18 protein-coding genes, 1 tRNA gene, 1 pseudogene and 1 riboswitch are annotated in these 17381 nt (G+C 64.2%); of the genes and pseudogenes, 10 read left to right on the top strand and 10 right to left on the bottom strand.

All coding sequences use genetic code 11. The annotated features are described in order from the left end of the window. Window positions 1-22: 22 nt before the first annotated feature. The 8 genes from ITX31_RS08750 to ITX31_RS08715 form a co-directional block, all read right to left on the bottom strand. Complete coding sequence (locus ITX31_RS08750) at window positions 23-865, bottom strand: carbohydrate ABC transporter permease (RefSeq protein WP_194783013.1); 843 nt, start codon at window positions 863-865, stop codon at window positions 23-25. After that, complete coding sequence (locus ITX31_RS08745) at window positions 866-1828, bottom strand: carbohydrate ABC transporter permease (RefSeq protein ID WP_194783012.1); 963 nt, start codon at window positions 1826-1828, stop codon at window positions 866-868. Beyond that, window positions 1825-3111: an extracellular solute-binding protein gene (locus tag ITX31_RS08740; RefSeq protein WP_194783011.1), complete on the bottom strand. Its 1287-nt coding sequence runs from the start codon at window positions 3109-3111 to the stop codon at window positions 1825-1827. Before ITX31_RS08740 ends, ITX31_RS08745 begins: the two co-directional genes overlap by 4 nt. A gap of 303 nt (window positions 3112-3414) precedes the next feature. Beyond that, window positions 3415-3834: an aspartate 1-decarboxylase gene (gene panD / locus ITX31_RS08735; protein WP_194783010.1), complete on the bottom strand. Its 420-nt coding sequence runs from the start codon at window positions 3832-3834 to the stop codon at window positions 3415-3417. 96 nt (window positions 3835-3930) lie between these two features. After that, window positions 3931-4001: transfer RNA gene (locus ITX31_RS08730), tRNA-Gly, on the bottom strand. A 91-nt stretch (window positions 4002-4092) separates the two neighbouring features. After that, a complete protein-coding gene (locus ITX31_RS08725) occupies window positions 4093-4356 on the bottom strand; it encodes a protealysin inhibitor emfourin (RefSeq protein WP_194783009.1) in 264 nt (87 codons plus the stop codon). Then, window positions 4353-5417 (bottom strand): M4 family metallopeptidase, encoded by a 1065-nt coding sequence (locus ITX31_RS08720; protein ID WP_323745622.1) that lies wholly within the window; start codon window positions 5415-5417, stop codon window positions 4353-4355. Before ITX31_RS08720 ends, ITX31_RS08725 begins: the two co-directional genes overlap by 4 nt. A gap of 131 nt (window positions 5418-5548) precedes the next feature. Then, window positions 5549-6052, bottom strand: a complete 504-nt coding sequence (locus tag ITX31_RS08715; RefSeq protein WP_194783007.1) for an SseB family protein — start codon at window positions 6050-6052, stop codon at window positions 5549-5551. Between the two features lie 156 nt (window positions 6053-6208). On the opposite strand from ITX31_RS08715, the gene kynA reads away from it, so the two are divergent. From kynA to ITX31_RS08700, 3 genes are all read left to right on the top strand, one after another. Beyond that, window positions 6209-7060, top strand: coding sequence for a tryptophan 2,3-dioxygenase (kynA, locus tag ITX31_RS08710; RefSeq protein WP_194783006.1), 852 nt, complete (start codon window positions 6209-6211; stop codon window positions 7058-7060). Between the two features lie 20 nt (window positions 7061-7080). Then, complete coding sequence (dcd, locus tag ITX31_RS08705) at window positions 7081-7656, top strand: dCTP deaminase (protein WP_194783005.1); 576 nt, start codon at window positions 7081-7083, stop codon at window positions 7654-7656. Window positions 7657-7722: 66 nt separating this feature from the next. Continuing rightward, window positions 7723-8112: a DUF1801 domain-containing protein gene (locus ITX31_RS08700; RefSeq protein WP_194783004.1), complete on the top strand. Its 390-nt coding sequence runs from the start codon at window positions 7723-7725 to the stop codon at window positions 8110-8112. 3 nt (window positions 8113-8115) lie between these two features. Here the strand turns inward: ITX31_RS08700 and ITX31_RS08695 are convergent. After that, window positions 8116-9573: pseudogene (locus ITX31_RS08695) on the bottom strand (MFS transporter); the annotation flags it as partial. An 88-nt stretch (window positions 9574-9661) separates the two neighbouring features. Here ITX31_RS08695 and ITX31_RS08690 point away from each other — a divergent pair. The 6 genes from ITX31_RS08690 to mnhG are packed head-to-tail and all read left to right on the top strand — an operon-like array spanning window position 9662 to window position 16145. Beyond that, a complete protein-coding gene (locus tag ITX31_RS08690) occupies window positions 9662-12670 on the top strand; it encodes a Na+/H+ antiporter subunit A (RefSeq protein WP_194783002.1) in 3009 nt (1002 codons plus the stop codon). Next, window positions 12667-13155: a Na(+)/H(+) antiporter subunit C gene (locus ITX31_RS08685; protein WP_194783001.1), complete on the top strand. Its 489-nt coding sequence runs from the start codon at window positions 12667-12669 to the stop codon at window positions 13153-13155. Before ITX31_RS08690 ends, ITX31_RS08685 begins: the two co-directional genes overlap by 4 nt. Then, on the top strand, window positions 13152-14762 hold the full coding sequence (locus tag ITX31_RS08680; RefSeq protein WP_194783000.1) for a Na+/H+ antiporter subunit D: 1611 nt from the start codon (window positions 13152-13154) through the stop codon (window positions 14760-14762). The genes ITX31_RS08685 and ITX31_RS08680 overlap by 4 nt, the downstream gene beginning before the upstream one ends. A gap of 14 nt (window positions 14763-14776) precedes the next feature. Further along, window positions 14777-15358: a Na+/H+ antiporter subunit E gene (locus ITX31_RS08675; protein ID WP_194783587.1), complete on the top strand. Its 582-nt coding sequence runs from the start codon at window positions 14777-14779 to the stop codon at window positions 15356-15358. Next, window positions 15355-15612, top strand: coding sequence for a monovalent cation/H+ antiporter complex subunit F (locus ITX31_RS08670; protein WP_194782999.1), 258 nt, complete (start codon window positions 15355-15357; stop codon window positions 15610-15612). Before ITX31_RS08675 ends, ITX31_RS08670 begins: the two co-directional genes overlap by 4 nt. Window positions 15613-15614: 2 nt before the next feature. Beyond that, on the top strand, window positions 15615-16145 hold the full coding sequence (gene mnhG / locus ITX31_RS16150; RefSeq protein ID WP_194782998.1) for a monovalent cation/H(+) antiporter subunit G: 531 nt from the start codon (window positions 15615-15617) through the stop codon (window positions 16143-16145). Between the two features lie 83 nt (window positions 16146-16228). On the opposite strand, the gene ITX31_RS08660 is transcribed toward mnhG, so the two are convergent. Next, entirely contained in the window at window positions 16229-16492 is a 264-nt protein-coding gene (locus ITX31_RS08660; protein ID WP_194782997.1) for a DUF4235 domain-containing protein, read from the bottom strand. 93 nt (window positions 16493-16585) lie between these two features. After that, a riboswitch (TPP riboswitch) is annotated at window positions 16586-16727 on the top strand. A gap of 52 nt (window positions 16728-16779) precedes the next feature. Here ITX31_RS08660 and ITX31_RS08655 point away from each other — a divergent pair. Beyond that, entirely contained in the window at window positions 16780-17379 is a 600-nt protein-coding gene (locus ITX31_RS08655; protein WP_194782996.1) for an ECF transporter S component, read from the top strand. The last annotated feature ends 2 nt before the right edge of the window (window positions 17380-17381 follow it).

Raw genomic sequence — 17381 nt, 5'->3', positions numbered from 1 at the left:
TCTAGTACCTTGCGTCTGGGGGCTAGCCCTTGACGGCGCCCTGGGTTAGTCCGGAAACGATCTGTCGCTGGAACAGCAGTACAAGCACAACGACCGGGATGGTCACAATGATCGCGGCTGCGGAAATCGCTCCGGTTGGCGCTTCGAACTGGGAAGCGCCGGTGAAGAATGCCAGAGCTGCAGGCACCGGCCGCGCAGCCGAGGTAGAAGTGAGCGAAATCCCGTACACGAAGTCGTTCCAGGCGATGAAGAACGCGATGATTGCTGTGGTGAAGACACCGGGAGCGGCGAGCGGAACGATCGCTTTCCGGAACGCCTGCCAGGTGGTGGCGCCGTCGACCTGCGCTGCCTGCTCCAGCTCCCAGGGAATCTGGCGGAAGAACGCTGCCAGGGTCCAGATGGAGATGGGCAGGGTGAGGGAGAGATAGGGGATGATCAGCCCGGGCCAGGTGTCGTAGAGGCCGATGTTCCGCCAGAGATTGAACAACGGCGTGACGATCGAGATGACGGGGAAGATCGAGACGCCCAGGGCTGTGGTCAGCACGAGCTTCTTGCCCGGGAAGTCCAGGCGGGCAATCGCGTAGGCGCAAAGAGTGGCCAGTACGACGGCGATGAATGTGGCGATCAGCGAGATGCCGACCGAGTTCCGCAGCGCGGAGAGGAACAGCTCCTGGGCGTCGCCGACCAGGATCTGCTCATAGTTCACCGTGGACCAGTTGGTTGGCAGGAAGGTGCCGGAGGTCAGGTCGCTGGGGAGCTTGAACGAGGTCGCGAAAATGGAAGCGACGGGGAACAGTGCATAGATGATCACCAGGATCGAGATGATGGTCCAGGTGACGCGTGTGCGTATCGGTGACGATTTCATTTAGTTGCCCCCTCGTGCGCCGGTCAGGTCCACCTTGAAGAGCTTGATCGCAATGAAGCAGATCAGGATCACGCAGAGGAACAGCAGGACGGACACCGCGGAACCCATACCGATCTCCAGCCGGGTAATGGATGTGCGGTATGCCAGCAGCGACAGTGTTTCAGTGCCGTACGCACCCTTGGTCATGATGTAGACGTTGTCGAAGATCCTGAAGGCATCGAGTGCGCGGAACAGGACTGCCACCATGATGGCGGCCTTCATATTCGGGACGATCACCCGGGTGAACCGCTGCCACCAGGTTGCGCCGTCGACTTCCGCCGCTTCGGTCAGCTCGCCGGGAACCTGCGCCAGACCGGCCAGCAGCAGCAGTGAGATGAACGGCGTCGTCTTCCAGATTTCCGAAGCCATGATGACCGTGATGGCGGTGCCGAAGTCAGCGAACCAGTTCAGGTCGGTGCTGATCCCCGGGACCCAGCTGAACCAGTGGTTCACATACCCGGAGTTGATGTCGAAGGCGTAGAACCAGGCAAAGGCTGACACCACGGTGATGATGCCGTAGGGCACCAGGATGGCGGTTCGCAGCCAGCCTCGGACGGCCTTGAGTGCGCTGTTCATCACCATGGCCAGCGCGAAGCCGAGAATCAGCTCGATGATCACGGTGACCACGGTGATGAGCAGGGTGACACCCAGGTCCCGCCAGAACACCTCATCCGTGAGGATGGTGGCGTAGTTGCTCAGGAAGACGAACTCCCTGTCATCCGGCGCCGTGAGGCGGTACTTGAAGAGGGAGTCCCACAGTGCCAGGAGGATGGGATAAGCCGTCACGGCCAGCATGATGATGAATGCGGGCCCGGCCAGCCAGAACCCCAGCCGGCGTTCAGCCTTGGCCCGGTCGCTCAGCCCCGGGCTTCGTCCTCTGGGGCTGCCGCTGGCCGCGGCACGTGTTTCGACTGACGTACTCATAGCAGCCTCTCTCCCTTCAGGACCGCAAGAATGAACTCCTGGCTCGTTGCAGGAGTTGTCTCAGGGTCGACGTCCTGCGGCGGCGTCCAGGTCTGCTGGATGCCGGTGGAGATTTCGTTGTAGTAGGGAGTCTGAGGGCGGGGCTTGGCCAGGTCGAGCGACTCGCGGATAGTTCCGGCCATGGGGAAGGTGTCAACGACTTCCGGATCGTTGTAGGCGTCCGGGTTGGAGGGCGGATTGCCGTTCGTGGCAAAGTAGTAGGCCTGGTTTTCCGGGCTGACGATGCACTCAATCGCCTTGAACGCCAGATCCGGGTGCTTGCTCTTGGACCCGACGCCCAGATCGATGCCGCCCAGCGGGGGAGCGGTTTCCTCGCCCTCGTTGACCTGCGGATAGAGGGCCCACCCAATGTCGTCGATCAGGGAAGCAGGCAGCGCCCCTTCCTCGACAGCCGCGTTGGTCGCCGGCCAGACGAAGGGGTAGTTGACCATGAAGGCGCCCTTGTCGCCCTGGAACTGGATCATGGAGAAGTTCTCGGTCTGGGTTGGAAGGCCCGGACCGCCGAGGCCCTCCTTGCCGATGGCTGAGACGATCTCCGCCGCCTTCCTGCCTGCGTCGGAATCGATCCCGAGCTGGATCTCGTCGGCAGGGGCGTCCGGGTTCTCCACGATCTGCCCGCCTGCCGATTCGATCAGCGCGTTGACCCAGACGGTCATTGACTCGGCCCGGGCGCCCTGGACGCTGAGGTACTTGTCCTGGCTGGCTACGGCCTCCATCAGTTGGTCCCAGGTGACGGGCTGGCTCATATCCAGGCCGGCCGCCTCCGCCACTGACTTGCGGTACCAGAGAATCTGCGTGTTGGCCCAGAACGGTACGGCGACTACCTCGTCCTTCCAGGTAGCGCCGGCAAGGGCGCCTTCCAGGACGTTGGCGGTGGTGCGCTCGCGTACATCATCGGGGATCGGCGCCAGGTAGCCCGGTTCCGCGTATTCAGGGACGTTGGGCGGATCCAGGCTCATGATGTCCATGCTGGTGTCACCCGCAGCGAGCCGCCGCGCCAGCTGCTCCCTCTGCGACGGGGCATCGTTGGGAAGGAGTGAAGTCTCGATGGTGTACTCCCCGTTCGAAGCGTCAGTGCAGCGCTTCGCCAGCTCGGCCTGGCCGCCGTCGTCCGGGTTGATGTACCACGTCAGGGTAGGCGTTGAGCCGGAATCCGAACTGCAGCCCGCCAGCAGCGTGGCGCCGACGGCGAGGGCGAACCCCGCAGCTGCAGACTTTTTCATCCGGTGTCTGCCGTGATGTTTTGCACCTTGTGGCATGGGTATATGCCTCCACCTCGTCGTAGGCACGGACTTCAGTGATGTTCCGCGAAAGGAAGCTCAGCAACCTTTCGATCGACCATATGCCCAACGAGGTGCATTGCGCCACAGTTCTGGAGGCAAACCCGCTAAAGCGCAGGTTGCAGGGGAACGAACCGTTATCCAACCGTGTCCGGGGCGGGTAAACAGTCCGCGGGAGGCGTTTCCGCGCGCGGAAACCAAGTGGTGCGCCCGTAGGCCGGTACGGGGAGGCGGGAGGCGGGAGGCTCAGGAAACGGAGGCAGCGAGCGGCGGGCGCTGTGTGCCGGGGGTGATCGCCTCGGCGGGATCGGTGCCGAGCTCGATGATGCGGTTGCTGCCGTCAACATGGACCACCACGGGAACGTAGGCGCGTGCCTCTTCGGTACTCATATCCGCGTAGGTGATCAGGATGACCTTGTCCCCGATGTTGACCAGGTGCGCTGCCGCCCCGTTGATGCCGAGGACACCGGAACCGCGTTCACCGGCGATAGTGTACGTTTCGAGCCGGGAACCGTTGTCTACATCCACGATCGAAACCAGTTCGCCGGGAAGAATGTCCGCTGCTTCAAGCAGGTCCACATCCACGGTCACGGAGCCTACGTAGTGGAGGTTGGAATGGGTCACGGTGGCACGGTGGATCTTCGACTTAAACATTTTGCGGTTCATAGCGTGTTCAAGTCTACGCCCGGCCCGGTACTTCCCGAAGGACAAAGAAAAGCGACTCCGGCCCGGGCCGGAGTCGCTGGCAAGACAACACATGGGAGCGGGCGACGGGAATCGAACCCGCGTATCGAGCTTGGGAAGCTAGCGCTCTACCATTGAGCTACGCCCGCACTGGCCGGTGAAGCACCGGCACAACAAACCACTTTACATGTCTTTGGCACCAGCAGCATAAAGCCGTCTCGGCTGGCCTGACGTGGTGTCCTAGGCCGGACGGGCCTCTTCGCCGTCCCGTGCCCGCTCTACCAGTTCCCGCCAGCGCCCTTTGAGGGATGTCTCGGGAATGGTGACGGCCTGCTGGCCCACGCTGATCTCATACGTGAATCGGTCCGGGCCGCCGGCAGATTCTTCCGGCGGCTCCCGGAGCAGGGGAAGCCAGCGTTCCTCGGCTTCCTCGGAACTCACCTCGCTGCTCCAGGTGCGCCGCATTCCAGCCATGCCTCCGGTACGCACCACAACCAGTCTCATACCATGACATTAACCTCTTGCCATGCGGCCTGCACAGCGGAACTTTCTTCGCTCCCGGCCCCATAGCGCTTTTCAGCCGCCGTAATGGTCGCCGCAGCGAAGACTGAAAACGTGCAGTCCGCCGGAAAGTTGGGCTCCGTGATCGTGTCATACCAAACCTGGCCTGCCCGTTCCCAGGCATAGCCGCCCAGCCGCACCGAGGCGAGGTAGAAAGCGTGGTTCGGGATTCCCGAATTCAGGTGCACGCCGCCGTTATCCGATGCTGTTTCAATAAAACCGGACATGTCCGCAGGCTGGGGATCCTTACCCAGCACGTCGTCGTCGTACGCGGTTCCCGGAGCAGCCAGGGACCGGAGCGCAGAGCCGCTGACTTCCGGCGTGAACAGGCCCTCGCCGACCAGCCACGACGCTTCGGCGGCGGTTTGTCCCAGGAGCTTCTGCTCCACCAGGCTGCCGAAAACGTCCGCTACCGATTCGTTCAGCGCCCCGGCCTGGTCCTGGTACACCAGTTTGGCGGTGTACTGGATGACGCCGTGGGTCAGTTCGTGGCCGATCACGGTCAGCGATTTGCTGAACCTTTCGAAGACCTCGCCGTCACCGTCGCCCAGGACCATCTGTGCCCCGTCCCAGAACGCGTTGTCATAGTCGCGGCCGTAGTGCACAGTCGCCAGGAGCGGCTGGCCCGCACCGTCAACGGAGGAACGCCCATAGGCGTCCTCAAACAGTGCGTAAGTGGCTCCCAGGCCGTCATAGGTCTCATCGACGGCGGGATCCCCGCTCGGCGCGGAGCCTTCGGGGCGTACCTCCCTGCCGGGCAGTTCCTGCCGCTGCATGGCGTCGAAGACAGTGCGGCGGAGCTTGGGGCTGAAGGCGGTGCCGGGCGACGGCGCCTTGGCAGTACGGCCGAGCTGCCTGGTTTCGGCCACGGAGGTGAACTCCATAAGCGTGCGCCGGGCAGCCTCGGCGGCAGCAGCCAGCCGGTCGGGACGTTCCGCTATCCGGGAGAGCAGATACGGCGGAACGATCGAGCATTTCGTTGCGGATGCTGGGAAACAGGTCACTTTACAGCCCTCCATCTGTAGTGAGTTTCCCCAGAGTAGACGCCGCCACCCACACGGCAAGGCCGAGGCGGGCAAAACCGGGCCGCATTGGCCAAAGGACTACCTAAACGGTGCCCGCTCAGCCGCAGGGACTAGGCTCCGCCCGGATCCGTTCCCTCAGCGGGGCCGCCGCCAAAAGCGGCGACGACGGCCTGGACGCCTTCGGGGCCGAGCTCCAGTCCCAGGGAATTTCCGGGATTGATGGCCAGTCCGTAACCCGGAGCGATGCTGCGCAGCGTCGCCTCACCGGATGCCTTCACCATGATGGGGGCGGTGTCCCGGATGCGCTGCGGAATCCGCTGCGCGTCGGTGAAGGTGGCAGCGACGGGGGCGGCGCCCTCGGGGGACTTCAGGACCAGCGCCTGGAAACTTGCCGGGTCATCCTCGACAGTCAGCCGGCCGACGCTGAGCAGTTCGGAGTTCCAGATGGCCGTGATGACGTCATGGTTGCTGATCGCGCCGGACTGTCCGGAGACGATGGCTTCTTCCAGTGCCGTGGCGGGCTCGGGAGCGCTGGGCCGGGAATCTGCTCCGGTGCCGGTTTCCTGCGCGGTGCCGTCCATGCCGGCGTTGCTGTTCTCGGTGCCGTTGTCCAAGGGGACCTCCTCTGGAGGGTCGGATGCATAAACCGCCAGTCTTCCACAGCCCTGCCGTGGCGCAGAAGCTGCAGGCAGGGAGCTGCGGTTACCGTGAATCCCAGCACCGCAGTACTCAGGGCGTGGGCCCGCCAACCAGCTACCTATGGAGCAGCGATGAGCGTAGACCGGAATACAAGGGACCTGGAACCGGAAATCGAGCGGGATTTCAGCCGGAAAATGAGCTACGGGTCTTATCTGGGACTCGACGAGCTGCTCTCCGCACAGCATCCGGTCAGCAGCCACCATGACGAGATGCTCTTCATCATCCAGCACCAGACCTCAGAGCTGTGGCTGAAGCTGGTGCTGCATGAGCTCAGGGGCGTGCGGTCGCGGCTGATGGCTGATGACCTCCGCTCGGCCATGAAAGGCATCGCCCGCATTAAGCACATCCAGCGCTCGCTGACCGAACAGTGGTCCGTGCTGGCAACGCTGACGCCGTCGGAGTACGCCGGGTTCCGGGGCGAACTTGGCGCTTCCTCAGGTTTCCAGTCCTACCAGTACCGTGCCGTGGAGTTCCTGCTGGGCAACAAGAACGCGGCCATGCTGGAGGTTTTCCGTTCGGACCCGCAGGCGCAGGAACTGCTCGCGGAGCTGCTCTCGGAAACCAGCGTGTACGACGAATTCATTGCGGCTCTGGCCCGGCGCGGCTATCCCGTGCCGCAGAGCCTGCTGGAACGGGACGTCACACAGGCGCACGTCTTCGACGCATCCCTGATGGACATATTTCGCAGCGTGTATGAGAACCCCGCGGAGAACTGGGACATCTATGAGGCCTGCGAAGAGCTCGTGGACCTGGAGGACAATTTTCAGCTGTGGCGCTTCCGCCACCTGCTTACCGTGCAGCGCACCATCGGCATGAAGCGGGGCACCGGGGGATCCTCCGGCGCCCACTTCCTGCGCAGTGCACTTGACCTGACGTTTTTCCCCGAGCTCTATGCCGTCCGCACCGAAATTAAGCAGACTTGAGGATGCGCTATTTTTAGAAGGTGCTGATATCTGACCGCGACATTCGAGCCGAAATTGCCGACGAGCGGATCGTCCTTGATCCCTATGACCCGGCAATGGTCCAGCCCTCCAGCGTTGACGTGCGGATCGACCGCTACTTCCGCCTTTTCGACAACCACAAGTACGCTCACATCGACCCGTCCCTGGACCAGCCGGACCTCACCAGGCTGGTGGAGGTGGCTCCGGACGAGCCCTTCATCCTGCACCCGGGTGAGTTCGTCCTTGGTTCGACGTATGAGCAGGTCACCCTTCCCGATGACGTCGCCGCCCGGCTTGAGGGTAAATCCTCGCTGGGCCGGCTCGGGCTGCTGACCCACTCGACCGCAGGGTTCATCGACCCCGGCTTCTCCGGCCACGTAACCCTCGAGCTCTCCAACATGGCCACCCTCCCCATCAAACTGTGGCCGGGCTCGAAGATTGGCCAGCTGTGCTTCTTCCGCCTCTCCTCCCCGGCTGAGCACGCCTACGGCTCCGGTGCGTACGGTAACCGTTACCAGGGCCAGCGGGGCCCGACGGCGTCGCGCAGCTACCAGAACTTCCACCGCACCAGCATCTAGGGGCGGGAAGGCTGCGGGAGCTCCCGCACTGTGGACACCGGCACGGCACGGTGAAAGATTGTGCGCATGGAACCTGCAGAACCAGAAGAGCTAACGGATTACCTGGCAGCCCTGGATCACCCGATGTCCTCCGTGGTGCGTCACCTTCGTGCGGCCATACTCTCCGTGGATCCCCGGATTCACGAGAACATCAAGTGGGGCGCTCCGAACTTCGCCCTGCATGATGACTTTGCGACCTTCAGCCTCAGGCGCCCGGAGAACATCCAGGTTGTCCTTCACACCGGTGCCCGGCCGAAGCCCGACCACCGTGAAATCACCGTTACCGATCCGCGCAAGATGCTCCGGATGGCCGGTCGGAACAGGGGAGTAATAACTCTCTCCAACCGGGCGGCTGCCGAAGCAGCGATGGGTGACTTCACCGACGTCGTCCGTCAGTGGGTGGCCCAGCTCGAATAACCGCTAGACCTCCGGGACCACGGCCTTGGGTGTTTGCCCCGGGGCCCGCACGGGCAGCAGCGCCAGCAGCCCCAGCAGCAGGACGAGCAGGATCCCGATGATGCCGTAGCGCTGCGCCCCGAAGACGGCGATGAAAGCGGCGAACAGCGAAGGGGCCAGGAAACTGACCGCGCGGCCCGTGGTGGCATAGAGCCCAAACAGCTCCGACTCCTCTCCGTCCGGGGCGAGCCTTGCCAGGAAGGCGCGCGAGGCGGATTGGGCTGGCCCCACGAAGAGGCACAGCAACAGGCCGAAGATCCAGAACGTGGTGTCCCCGGTCCACTCGAGCCCAAAGAGGCTTACGTCTCCGGCGCCGAGGAGGGCAATGGTGGAGCCGGCCAGCAGCAGGCCGGTCAGGGCTCCAACGATCACGGGTTTGGGGCCGATCCGGTCATCGAGGAAACCACCGGCAAAGGAGCCTGCCGCTGCCACAATGTTTCCGAAGATGGCGAACATGATCACCTGGGACAGCTCCCAGCCGAACGTCCCGGCTGCGATGACCCCGCCGAAGGTGAACACGGCGGCGAGGCCGTCCCGGAACACGGCGCTGGCCAGCAGGAAATAGATCGTGTGCGGGCTGGTTCTGTAGATGGCCCTGATGCGGCGGAACAGCAGGCCGTAGGACGCGATGAAGCCGATCTTCGCCGCGCGGGTCCGCGGAACCTCTGGAACCGTGAAGAAGATGGGCAGTGAAAAGATCAGGAACCATACGGCGGAGAAGAGCGCTACCGCCCGGATGTTCTGGCCGTCCTCGGACGTGACGCCAAACCAGCCGACGTCCGGATTGATGAATCCCACGAGAACCAGCGCCAGGGCCGCGATTCCGCCCACGTAGCCCATGGCCCAGCCGAACCCGCTGACCTTGCCGATGGTTGACGGCGTCGAAACCTGCTTGAGCATGGCGAAGTAGTTGACGTTGGCGAATTCGAAGAACACGTTCGCCAGGGCGATCAGCGCGACGCCGAGCAGCAGGAAATTCTCGCTCGGATAGACGAAGAAACACAGGCCGGTGGCAATACACACGGCCACTGTGTTGACGCCCAGCCAGAGCTTCCGCCGCCCGCCGGCATCGGAACGCTGCCCCGCTACGGGAGCGAGCACCGCCACCAGGACACCGGCCACGGCCAGACCTGCCCCGAGGACGGCTGATGCGTGATCTTCGCCACCAAATGAATCCGAGGTGAGGTAGACGGTGAACACGAACGTGGTCATGACGGCGTTGAAGGCAGCCGATCCCCAGTCCCAGGAGGCCCACGCCCAGACCTCCCGCCGGCGCGCCTGTGCGGGGGCGCCTGGGTGCCCGGGGGTTGCGTGCGTCATCGAAGCCATGTTCCAGATGCTAACGGGCAAACGCGGATGAGAGGTGAACGGACGCGGTCCTCTGTGTTCTTGGGCTGAATATGACCGGTGCGTATGCCTCCGGTAGAATAAACAAAGCCCTTGACCCGACGTTGATAACTAAAGCTGTGTTCTGACCTGTAAGGCCCATTAGAGAACCCGGGAGATCTACGTGCTGTTTGTGCTCACCGTTCTATTTGCGGTGGCACTCGTGGCGCCCTTATTCTTCCGCCGAATGGGCAGGTCTGCCTTTTACCTGCTGGCTGCGGTTCCCGCCGGAGCGTTCATGTGGCTCATGGCCACGTACCCCCGGTACATCGACTCGGACCAGTCCCTCGCCTCCGGTGCTCCCAATGCGCCGCCGTCGGTCATCCTCAACTGGATCCCGGACCTGCGCGTTGAACTGGCGTTCCGCATGGACGCGCTCTCCGCAGTCCTGGCGATCCTCATCCTGGGCGTCGGCTCACTGGTCCTGTTCTACTGCGCCCGCTACTTCCGCCCTGAAGATCCCAAGATGGGCAGTTTCGGTGCACAGCTGCTGGCCTTCGCGGCGGCAATGTTCGGTTTGGTGACGGCGGATGACCTGATCCTGCTGTTCATCTTCTGGGAACTGACAACAATCCTGTCCTACCTGCTGATCGGTTACGCAGCGCACCGCCTTTCGGCCCGCCGCGCAGCACTGCAGGCGCTGATCGTGACCACTTTCGGCGGCCTGGCAATGCTGGTGGGCATGATCATGCTCGGCTCGGCAGCCGGAACCTACCGAATCTCCGAGATCATGGCCATGGCGCCGGAGCTTGCAGCCAGCGGCGTCATCGTCGATGTCGCGGTGGTGCTGCTGCTGCTCGGTGCGGTGTCCAAGTCTGCGCTGTTCCCCTTCCACTTCTGGCTCCCCGCGGCGATGGCTGCGCCCACCCCGGTCAGTGCCTACCTGCACGCCGCAGCAATGGTCAAGGCAGGCATCTACCTGGTGGCCCGGCTTGCCCCCGGTTTCTGGGAGACCGCCTACTGGACCCCCGTCGTCACCGTGCTGGGGCTGGCCACCCTGCTGCTGGGTGGCTGGCGGGCACTTCGCCAGCATGACCTGAAGCTGATGCTCGCCTACGGCACCGTCAGCCAGCTTGGGTTCCTCACCCTGGTGGTGGGCCTGGGCAACCACGAGGCAGCCCTGGCAGGCATGGGGCTGCTCCTTGCACACGGCTTCTTCAAGGCAACGCTATTCCTGGTGGTGGGCATCATTGACCATCAGGCCGGAACCCGGGACATCCGCAAGCTCTCCGGCGTCGGGCGTTCAGCTCCCATCCTGGCCGTTGTGGCCGCCATCGGGGCTGCCTCCATGGCCGGGCTGCCTCCGCTGCTCGGGTTTGTGGCCAAGGAATCGGTCTACGAGACCTACGTCCACTTCGCCGAGGAACAGGGCACGCCCACGGCGATCGTCCTGCTCGTTGGCGTGGTTGCGGGCGCCATCCTGACCTTCGCGTACAGCTGCCGGTTCGTGTGGGGCGGGTTCGCCTCCAAGGAGTCCTGCAAGCCGACGGCGTTCAAAGCGATTCCGTGGCCGTTCCTGGCACCCCCCGCCATCCTGGCCGCCGTCACGGTCTTTTTCGGCCTTTGGCCCAAGCCGCTGGATACGATCATCGCCCCGTACGCGGACCTGTACCCCCTTGAAGGCGAGGCCACGCACCTGGCGCTCTGGCACGGTTTCACCCTTGCCCTGGGCCTGACCGCCCTGACGATCGCTGCCGGAACACTGCTGTTCTTCCAGCGCACCCGGGTGGAGAAGATCCAGGCCAGCATGGCCAGCCCGCTCGACGCGGAACGTTCCTACCGTGGCCTAATCGGCATCCTTGACGACGTCGCGGTGTGGGTTACCGGACGTACGCAGCGCGGTTCGCTGACCTTCTACCTGTTCGTCATCCTGAGCATGGCGATCGTCACGCCGCTGAGCGTCGTCCTGCTCCGCGGAGCGCCGCTGCCTGAGCAGTTCCACTGGTTCGATTCACCGCTGCAGGCCGTGATCGGCGCAGCGATGGTGATCGGCGCCGTCGGCGCGGCCCGCGCCAACAAGCGGTTCCTGGCCGTGCTCATGGTCAGTGTCAGCGGCTACGGCCTCGCCCTGATCTTCGCCCTGCAGGGTGCTCCTGACCTGGCACTGACCCAGATGCTGGTCGAAACCATTGTCCTCGTCGCCTTCGTCCTGGCGCTGCGTTCCCTGCCGGCCCGGCTTTGGAAGCGCGAGCCCACCGGCCAGCGGCTGCTGCGGGCCGGGCTGGGAATCGCGTTCGGTGCCGCAATGGTGTTCTTCGCCATGACCGCCATGGCGTCCCGCGTGGCTGAACCAATTTCGCTGTCCTATCCGGAACTCGCCTACAAGGGCGGAGGCGGACTGAACATCGTCAACGTGACCCTCGTGGACATCCGCGCGTGGGACACCTTCGGTGAGCTGTCCGTGCTGGCCATGGCGGCCACCGGTGTTGCCTCCCTGATCTTCATCCGGGGCCGGGGTGACAAGCGCCGCCGCGCCGACGAGGTGGCCACCGGGTCCGTGGACCGCGGGCGTGAACACTTCGCTTCCTCCGAGCGGGAAGCAGCCACCCTGGCACTGGCCCGGAAGTTCTCTTCCGTTGCCCGCGAGGCGTGGCTGGTAGCTGGCCGTACGCTGGCCCCGGAACGCCGGTCCATCATCTTCGAAGTGGTTACCCGGCTGCTGTTCCACTCGGTAATCATCTTCTCCATCTACCTGCTCCTCGCCGGCCACAACACCCCGGGCGGCGGGTTCGCCGGCGGTCTGATGGCAGGCCTGGCGCTGACCATCCGCTACCTTGCAGGCGGACGTTTCGAACTCGCCGAGGCCACCCCGGTCAGCGCCGGAACCCTGCTGGGTGGCGGCCTGGGCCTGGCAGCACTCTCCGCAGCCGCGCCGCTGTTCTTCGGCGGGCAGGTGCTGCAGAGCGCCATCATCGAGTTGACCTGGCCGGTCTTCGGCGACATCAAGTTCGTCACGTCCACCATCTTCGACATCGGCGTGTACCTGGTGGTGGTTGGCCTGGTGCTGGACGTCCTGCGCAGCCTCGGCTCGGAGATTGACGAACGCTCCGAGGGCGGGTCAGACACTGACGACGACGAGGACCTGGTGGAACCCGAACCCGAAATGCTTGAAACGGAAGGAGTGTCCCGATGAGCGTCAACATCACGCTGCTGCTCATCATGGGCGCCCTCTATGCGGCCGGGATCTACCTGGTTCTGGAACGCAGCCTCACCCGTGTGGTGCTGGGCCTGGCTATGATGGCCAACGCCACCAACCTGCTGCTGCTGACCACCGGAGGGTTCGCAGGGCTGGCTCCGCTGTTCGGCTCCGAGATACCGCCGGAAGACTACAACGACCCGCTCCCGCAGGCGTTTATCCTCACCTCGATCGTCATCTCCTTCTCCGTAACCGCCTTCATGCTGGGCATCATTTACCGGTCCTGGGTGCTGGGGCGCCAGGACGAGGTCCAGGACGACATCGAAGACCGCCGCGTGGCCAGCCAGAGCAGCTACGACGCGGAAGACGACGCCGATGTCCCCGAGGACACGACCGAGTTCACGCCGGCTGAGGAAGCCGAAGAAGCACCCGGTTCGCAGCGCGGCGCGGGCACCGGATCCACAGGAGAGGCAAAACAATGAACGCTTCCAGTTTTGCCCCCCTCGCCGTCGTCCTGCCGTTCCTCGGCGCGGCGCTGGCCTTCCTGCTCATCCGGCACCAGCGTTCCCAGCGCATCGTGTCGATCAGCGTGCTCACCCTGACCCTGGTGCTCGAGTGCTTCCTGCTGGCAGCGGTCTGGGAGACCGGAGCCCAGGCAGTCAACCTGGGCGGCTGGATGCCGCCGTTCGGCATCACCATGGTGGTGGACCAGTTCTCCGCCCTGATGCTGGTGGTCTCCTCAGCCATCAGCCTCGCGGTGCTGATCTACGCAGCCGGCCAGGGCATGGCAGACGGCGATGAAGACGGTCCGATTTCAATCTTCCATCCGACCTACCTCATCCTCGTGGCCGGCGTTTCCAACGCCTTCCTGGCCGGAGACCTCTTCAACCTCTACGTCGGCTTCGAAATCCTGCTGACCGCCAGCTACGTGCTGATGACCCTTGGCGGCACTACGCCGCGCATCCGCGCCGGCGTGACCTACGTCGTCGTCAGCGTCATTTCCTCCGTCCTGTTCCTCACCGCCATCGGCATGATCTACGCCGCAACGGGAACGGTGAATATGGCGGACCTTGCGATCAAGCTCGGTGAACTGGACCCCGGAACGCAGATGATGCTGCACCTGATGCTCCTGGTCGCGTTCGGCATCAAGGCCGCCGTGTTCCCGCTCTCCTTCTGGCTGCCGGACTCCTACCCCACGGCCCCGGCTCCCGTTACCGCGGTGTTCGCCGGCCTGCTGACCAAGGTGGGCGTCTACGCCATGGTCCGGACAGAGACGCTCCTGTTCCCGGGAGACCGGATCAATACGCTGCTGATGGTTGTCGCCGGTCTGACCATGCTCGTGGGCATACTGGGTGCACTGGCGCAGACGGACATCAAGCGAATGCTGTCCTTCACGCTGGTGAGCCACATCGGCTACATGGTGTTTGGGCTGGCGGTCGCTTCAATCGTGGGCATCGGCGCGGCGGTGTTCTACGTGGTCCACCACATCACCGTCCAGACCAGCCTCTTCCTAGTGACGGGCCTGATCGAGCGGCGCGGCGGGACAGCCAACATGGACCGCCTGGGCGGACTGGCACGGTTGTCTCCGCTGCTGGCAGTCCTGTACTTCATACCGGCAATCAACCTTGCCGGTATCCCGCCGTTCTCCGGGTTCCTGGGCAAGCTTGGCCTGATGCAGGCCGGCGTGGAGCTGGGTACGCCGCTGGCCTACGTCCTGGTGGCCGCGTCCGTCCTGACCTCGCTGCTGACCCTGCTGGTGATGGCGCGGGTCTGGAACCGCGCGTTCTGGCGCACCCCGGAGGACGCAGTCCACCCGGACCCGATCCTCCTAGCCACCACTACGGACGGCAGCACCGTCCGGGACTCCGGCAACGTGAGCGGGCACAGCAGCGGACGCTTTGGCGGCCGCTCGACCGTGGACCTGCTGCCGAAGACCATGGTGTACCCCACGGTGGGGCTGGTCGCCCTGGGAGTCTCCCTTACCATCCTGGCCGGGCCGCTGTTTTCACTGAGCGACAACGCCGCACAGGACCTGCTGGACCGCACGCCCTACATCGAGGCAGTGCTCGGTGAAGGGAGCGCACCGTGACGAAGAAAGCGCGCATGCGCAACCACCCGCGGATTCCCCTGCTCAAGGAACTGCCGCTGATCATCTGGCTGGTGCTGCTCTGGGGTGCGCTCTGGCAGGACTTCAGCCCGGGCAACCTGGTGTTCGGCGCCATCATCGCGTTTGTTGTCACGAACATTTTCTACCTGCCGCCGGTTGACCTGTCCGGCCGTTTCAACGTCTTCTACGCCGCGGGCTTCAGCGTGCGGTTCCTCTGGAAACTGGTGATTGCCAGCGTCCACGTGCTGTGGCTCGCCGTCGTCCAGGGGCCGCGGATCAAGAATGCTGTAGTTGCGGTGAAGCTGCGCAGCCACTCGGACCTGCTTGTTACAGCCACCGGCCACGCACTTTCCCTGATTCCCGGTTCACTGGTGGTGGAGGTAGACCGGTCAACGTCCACGCTGTACCTGCACTGCCTGGGCGTGGACACCCAGAAGGCTGCCGAGAAGGTCCGTGACGACGTGCGTGCCACAGAGTCATGGCTGATCCGCATGATGGGCACCAAGGAAGAGCTGGCGCTTGTCCGGGCGGAGCAGAAAGACCTGAAGGAACTGCGCGAAGGGGAGGTCAGCCGATGACTGTTGCCATCATCATCGTGGCCATCATGCTGGCCGTTTCTGCGGCCGGTGCCATCTTCCGCATAGTACGGGGACCATCCATCCTTGACCGCGTGCTTGCCGCAGACGTCCTGCTGGCGATTGTGGGCGGCGCCCTGGTGGTGGACATGGTCGTGAACCGGAACCTGGACTACCTGGCCCTGCTGATTGCGATTTCGCTGATCGGCTTCATCGGCTCCGTGACGGTTGCCCGCTTCGTAACGGACCGGAGGTAGCCATGAACGAAACCGCGATTGACGTTATTGTGGCGGCCCTGCTGCTGGGCGGTGCCACCATGTCCCTTGCCGCGGCGATCGGCCTGGCCCGCTTCCCTGACCTGATGAGCCGGATGCACGCCGCGTCCAAGCCGCAGGTGCTTGGCCTGCTGCTCTTCCTGCTGGCCATGGCGGTTGAATTCCGCAGCTGGGTCCTGCTCCCGGTCCTGGCGCTGTGCTGGATCTTCATGCTGCTCACTGCGCCGGTGTCCGCCCACATGGTGGGCCGCGCCGGGTACCGTACCAAGCACCTGCGTCCCGAGCTGCTAACCATTGACGAGCTGGACGACGTCGTTGAGCGCGCACAGCAGCTGATGTTCGAGGCCAGGGAGGAAAAGGCCGCCGCGGACTCAGCTGCAGATCCGCTGGTGGATGACGATCCCGGCCACGAACCGGACGGGACCTACTACACCGGCGACCTCAGCGACGAGGAACTGGCGCGGACACGGGCTGAAGCGGACAAGCTGCCGCCCGGACGCAGCCGCGAAGGCTGACCCCGACGACACATCGAGATGACAGAAACTGCCCGTATGAACGCTCATACGGGCAGTTTCTGTCATCTCGATGAAGGGGGGAGCTAGACGACCTCGGGGGTGCGGCTGTAACGGGCGATCGCGCGCTGCGTACCGCGGTTGGTAAGCACCCGGATAACCTGGCTGACCGCGCCGGAAACCAGCGCGAAGACGACCGCCGAACGAAGGCTCGCTTCAAGCGCGCCGTCCTTGTCCTTGGGAGGCTCATTGCCCGTGGCCTTGGTCCAGACGAAGTCCAGGATCTTTGCCGAGGCCAGTCCGGCGCCCACACTGACACCGGTACCCAGCAGTTTCAGGATCAGGTTCATTAGTGCTCCTTGGTCTTGTGCGATGGTGTTTCCCCCTACGCTACCTGCCGCGCCCGGATTCCACGCGGCACTGCGTGTACAGTGGACCACGCATACACACGACAGGGGAGCGCCGCTTCCCGGCTCCGGAGGCAATCCGGACGCCGGTTTTCGGGCGCTGAGAGTGCGGACCAAGCCGCAGACCCTCGAACCTGCTCCGGTTAGTACCGGCGAAGGGAGTCGAGATCTCAGGGGTGCACCGCCGCCGGCGGTTTTCCCTCCCCTCCTGAATCCAGGAGGAACATTTCATGCAGGAAACCCAATCCATCCGGCCCGTCCGCTCATCCTGGCGGGTGGTGGACATCGTCGTCGCCTCCGTCCTGGCCGTAGCCACCGGGGTGGTTTTCTGGGCCTGGTCCCTGGCTTACGGCGGAGTCGCCGCAGCCTTCGTTGCCTTCCCGCCCCTGGCGGGCCTCTACACCGGCGGCTGGCTGATTGCCGGCGTCCTGGGCGCTTTGATCATCCGCAAACCCGGAGCCGCGCTTTACTGTGAAGTCCTTGCCTCTGCCGTTTCCGGCGTGCTGGGAACCCAGTTCGGCCTTTCCGTGCTGCTCTCCGGTGCAATCCAGGGCCTGGGCGCCGAACTGGTGTTCCTGCTCTTCCTGTACCGGAAGTTCACCCTGCCCGTGGCGCTGCTGGCGGGTCTCGGCTCCGGACTCTTCCTGGGGGTGAGTGAATCCATCCTGTACATGCCGGAATGGGCCTTCCAGTGGCAGGCGCTGTACACCGTCTTCGCGATGGTGTCCGGACTGATTCTCGCCGGACTGCTGTCCTGGCTGGCGGTGCGGGCGCTGGCAAAGACCGGTGTGCTTTCGGCCTTCGCCTCCGGACGCACGGCGGACGTGTAGAC

This window comes from Arthrobacter gandavensis (assembly GCF_015355785.1).
Lineage (GTDB): Bacteria > Actinomycetota > Actinomycetes > Actinomycetales > Micrococcaceae > Arthrobacter_B > Arthrobacter_B gandavensis_A.
Note: the sequence above shows the minus strand (reverse complement) of the source record. Positions and strands in the feature narration are given on the sequence as shown.

Excerpts from the sequence above, each read along its gene's own strand:
- ITX31_RS08750 (WP_194783013.1), bottom strand. The coding sequence starts at position 865 with ATGAAATCGTCACCGATACGCACACGCGTCACCTGGACCATCATCTCG.
- ITX31_RS08745 (WP_194783012.1), bottom strand. The coding sequence starts at position 1,828 with ATGAGTACGTCAGTCGAAACACGTGCCGCGGCCAGCGGCAGCCCCAGA.
- ITX31_RS08740 (WP_194783011.1), bottom strand. The coding sequence starts at position 3,111 with ATGAAAAAGTCTGCAGCTGCGGGGTTCGCCCTCGCCGTCGGCGCCACG.
- panD (WP_194783010.1), bottom strand. The coding sequence starts at position 3,834 with ATGAACCGCAAAATGTTTAAGTCGAAGATCCACCGTGCCACCGTGACC.
- ITX31_RS08725 (WP_194783009.1), bottom strand. The coding sequence starts at position 4,356 with ATGAGACTGGTTGTGGTGCGTACCGGAGGCATGGCTGGAATGCGGCGC.
- kynA (WP_194783006.1), top strand. The coding sequence starts at position 6,209 with ATGAGCGTAGACCGGAATACAAGGGACCTGGAACCGGAAATCGAGCGG.
- ITX31_RS08700 (WP_194783004.1), top strand. The coding sequence starts at position 7,723 with ATGGAACCTGCAGAACCAGAAGAGCTAACGGATTACCTGGCAGCCCTG.
- ITX31_RS08685 (WP_194783001.1), top strand. The coding sequence starts at position 12,667 with ATGAGCGTCAACATCACGCTGCTGCTCATCATGGGCGCCCTCTATGCG.
- ITX31_RS08680 (WP_194783000.1), top strand. The coding sequence starts at position 13,152 with ATGAACGCTTCCAGTTTTGCCCCCCTCGCCGTCGTCCTGCCGTTCCTC.
- ITX31_RS08675 (WP_194783587.1), top strand. The coding sequence starts at position 14,777 with ATGCGCAACCACCCGCGGATTCCCCTGCTCAAGGAACTGCCGCTGATC.
- ITX31_RS08670 (WP_194782999.1), top strand. The coding sequence starts at position 15,355 with ATGACTGTTGCCATCATCATCGTGGCCATCATGCTGGCCGTTTCTGCG.
- mnhG (WP_194782998.1), top strand. The coding sequence starts at position 15,615 with ATGAACGAAACCGCGATTGACGTTATTGTGGCGGCCCTGCTGCTGGGC.
- ITX31_RS08660 (WP_194782997.1), bottom strand. The coding sequence starts at position 16,492 with ATGAACCTGATCCTGAAACTGCTGGGTACCGGTGTCAGTGTGGGCGCC.
- ITX31_RS08655 (WP_194782996.1), top strand. The coding sequence starts at position 16,780 with ATGCAGGAAACCCAATCCATCCGGCCCGTCCGCTCATCCTGGCGGGTG.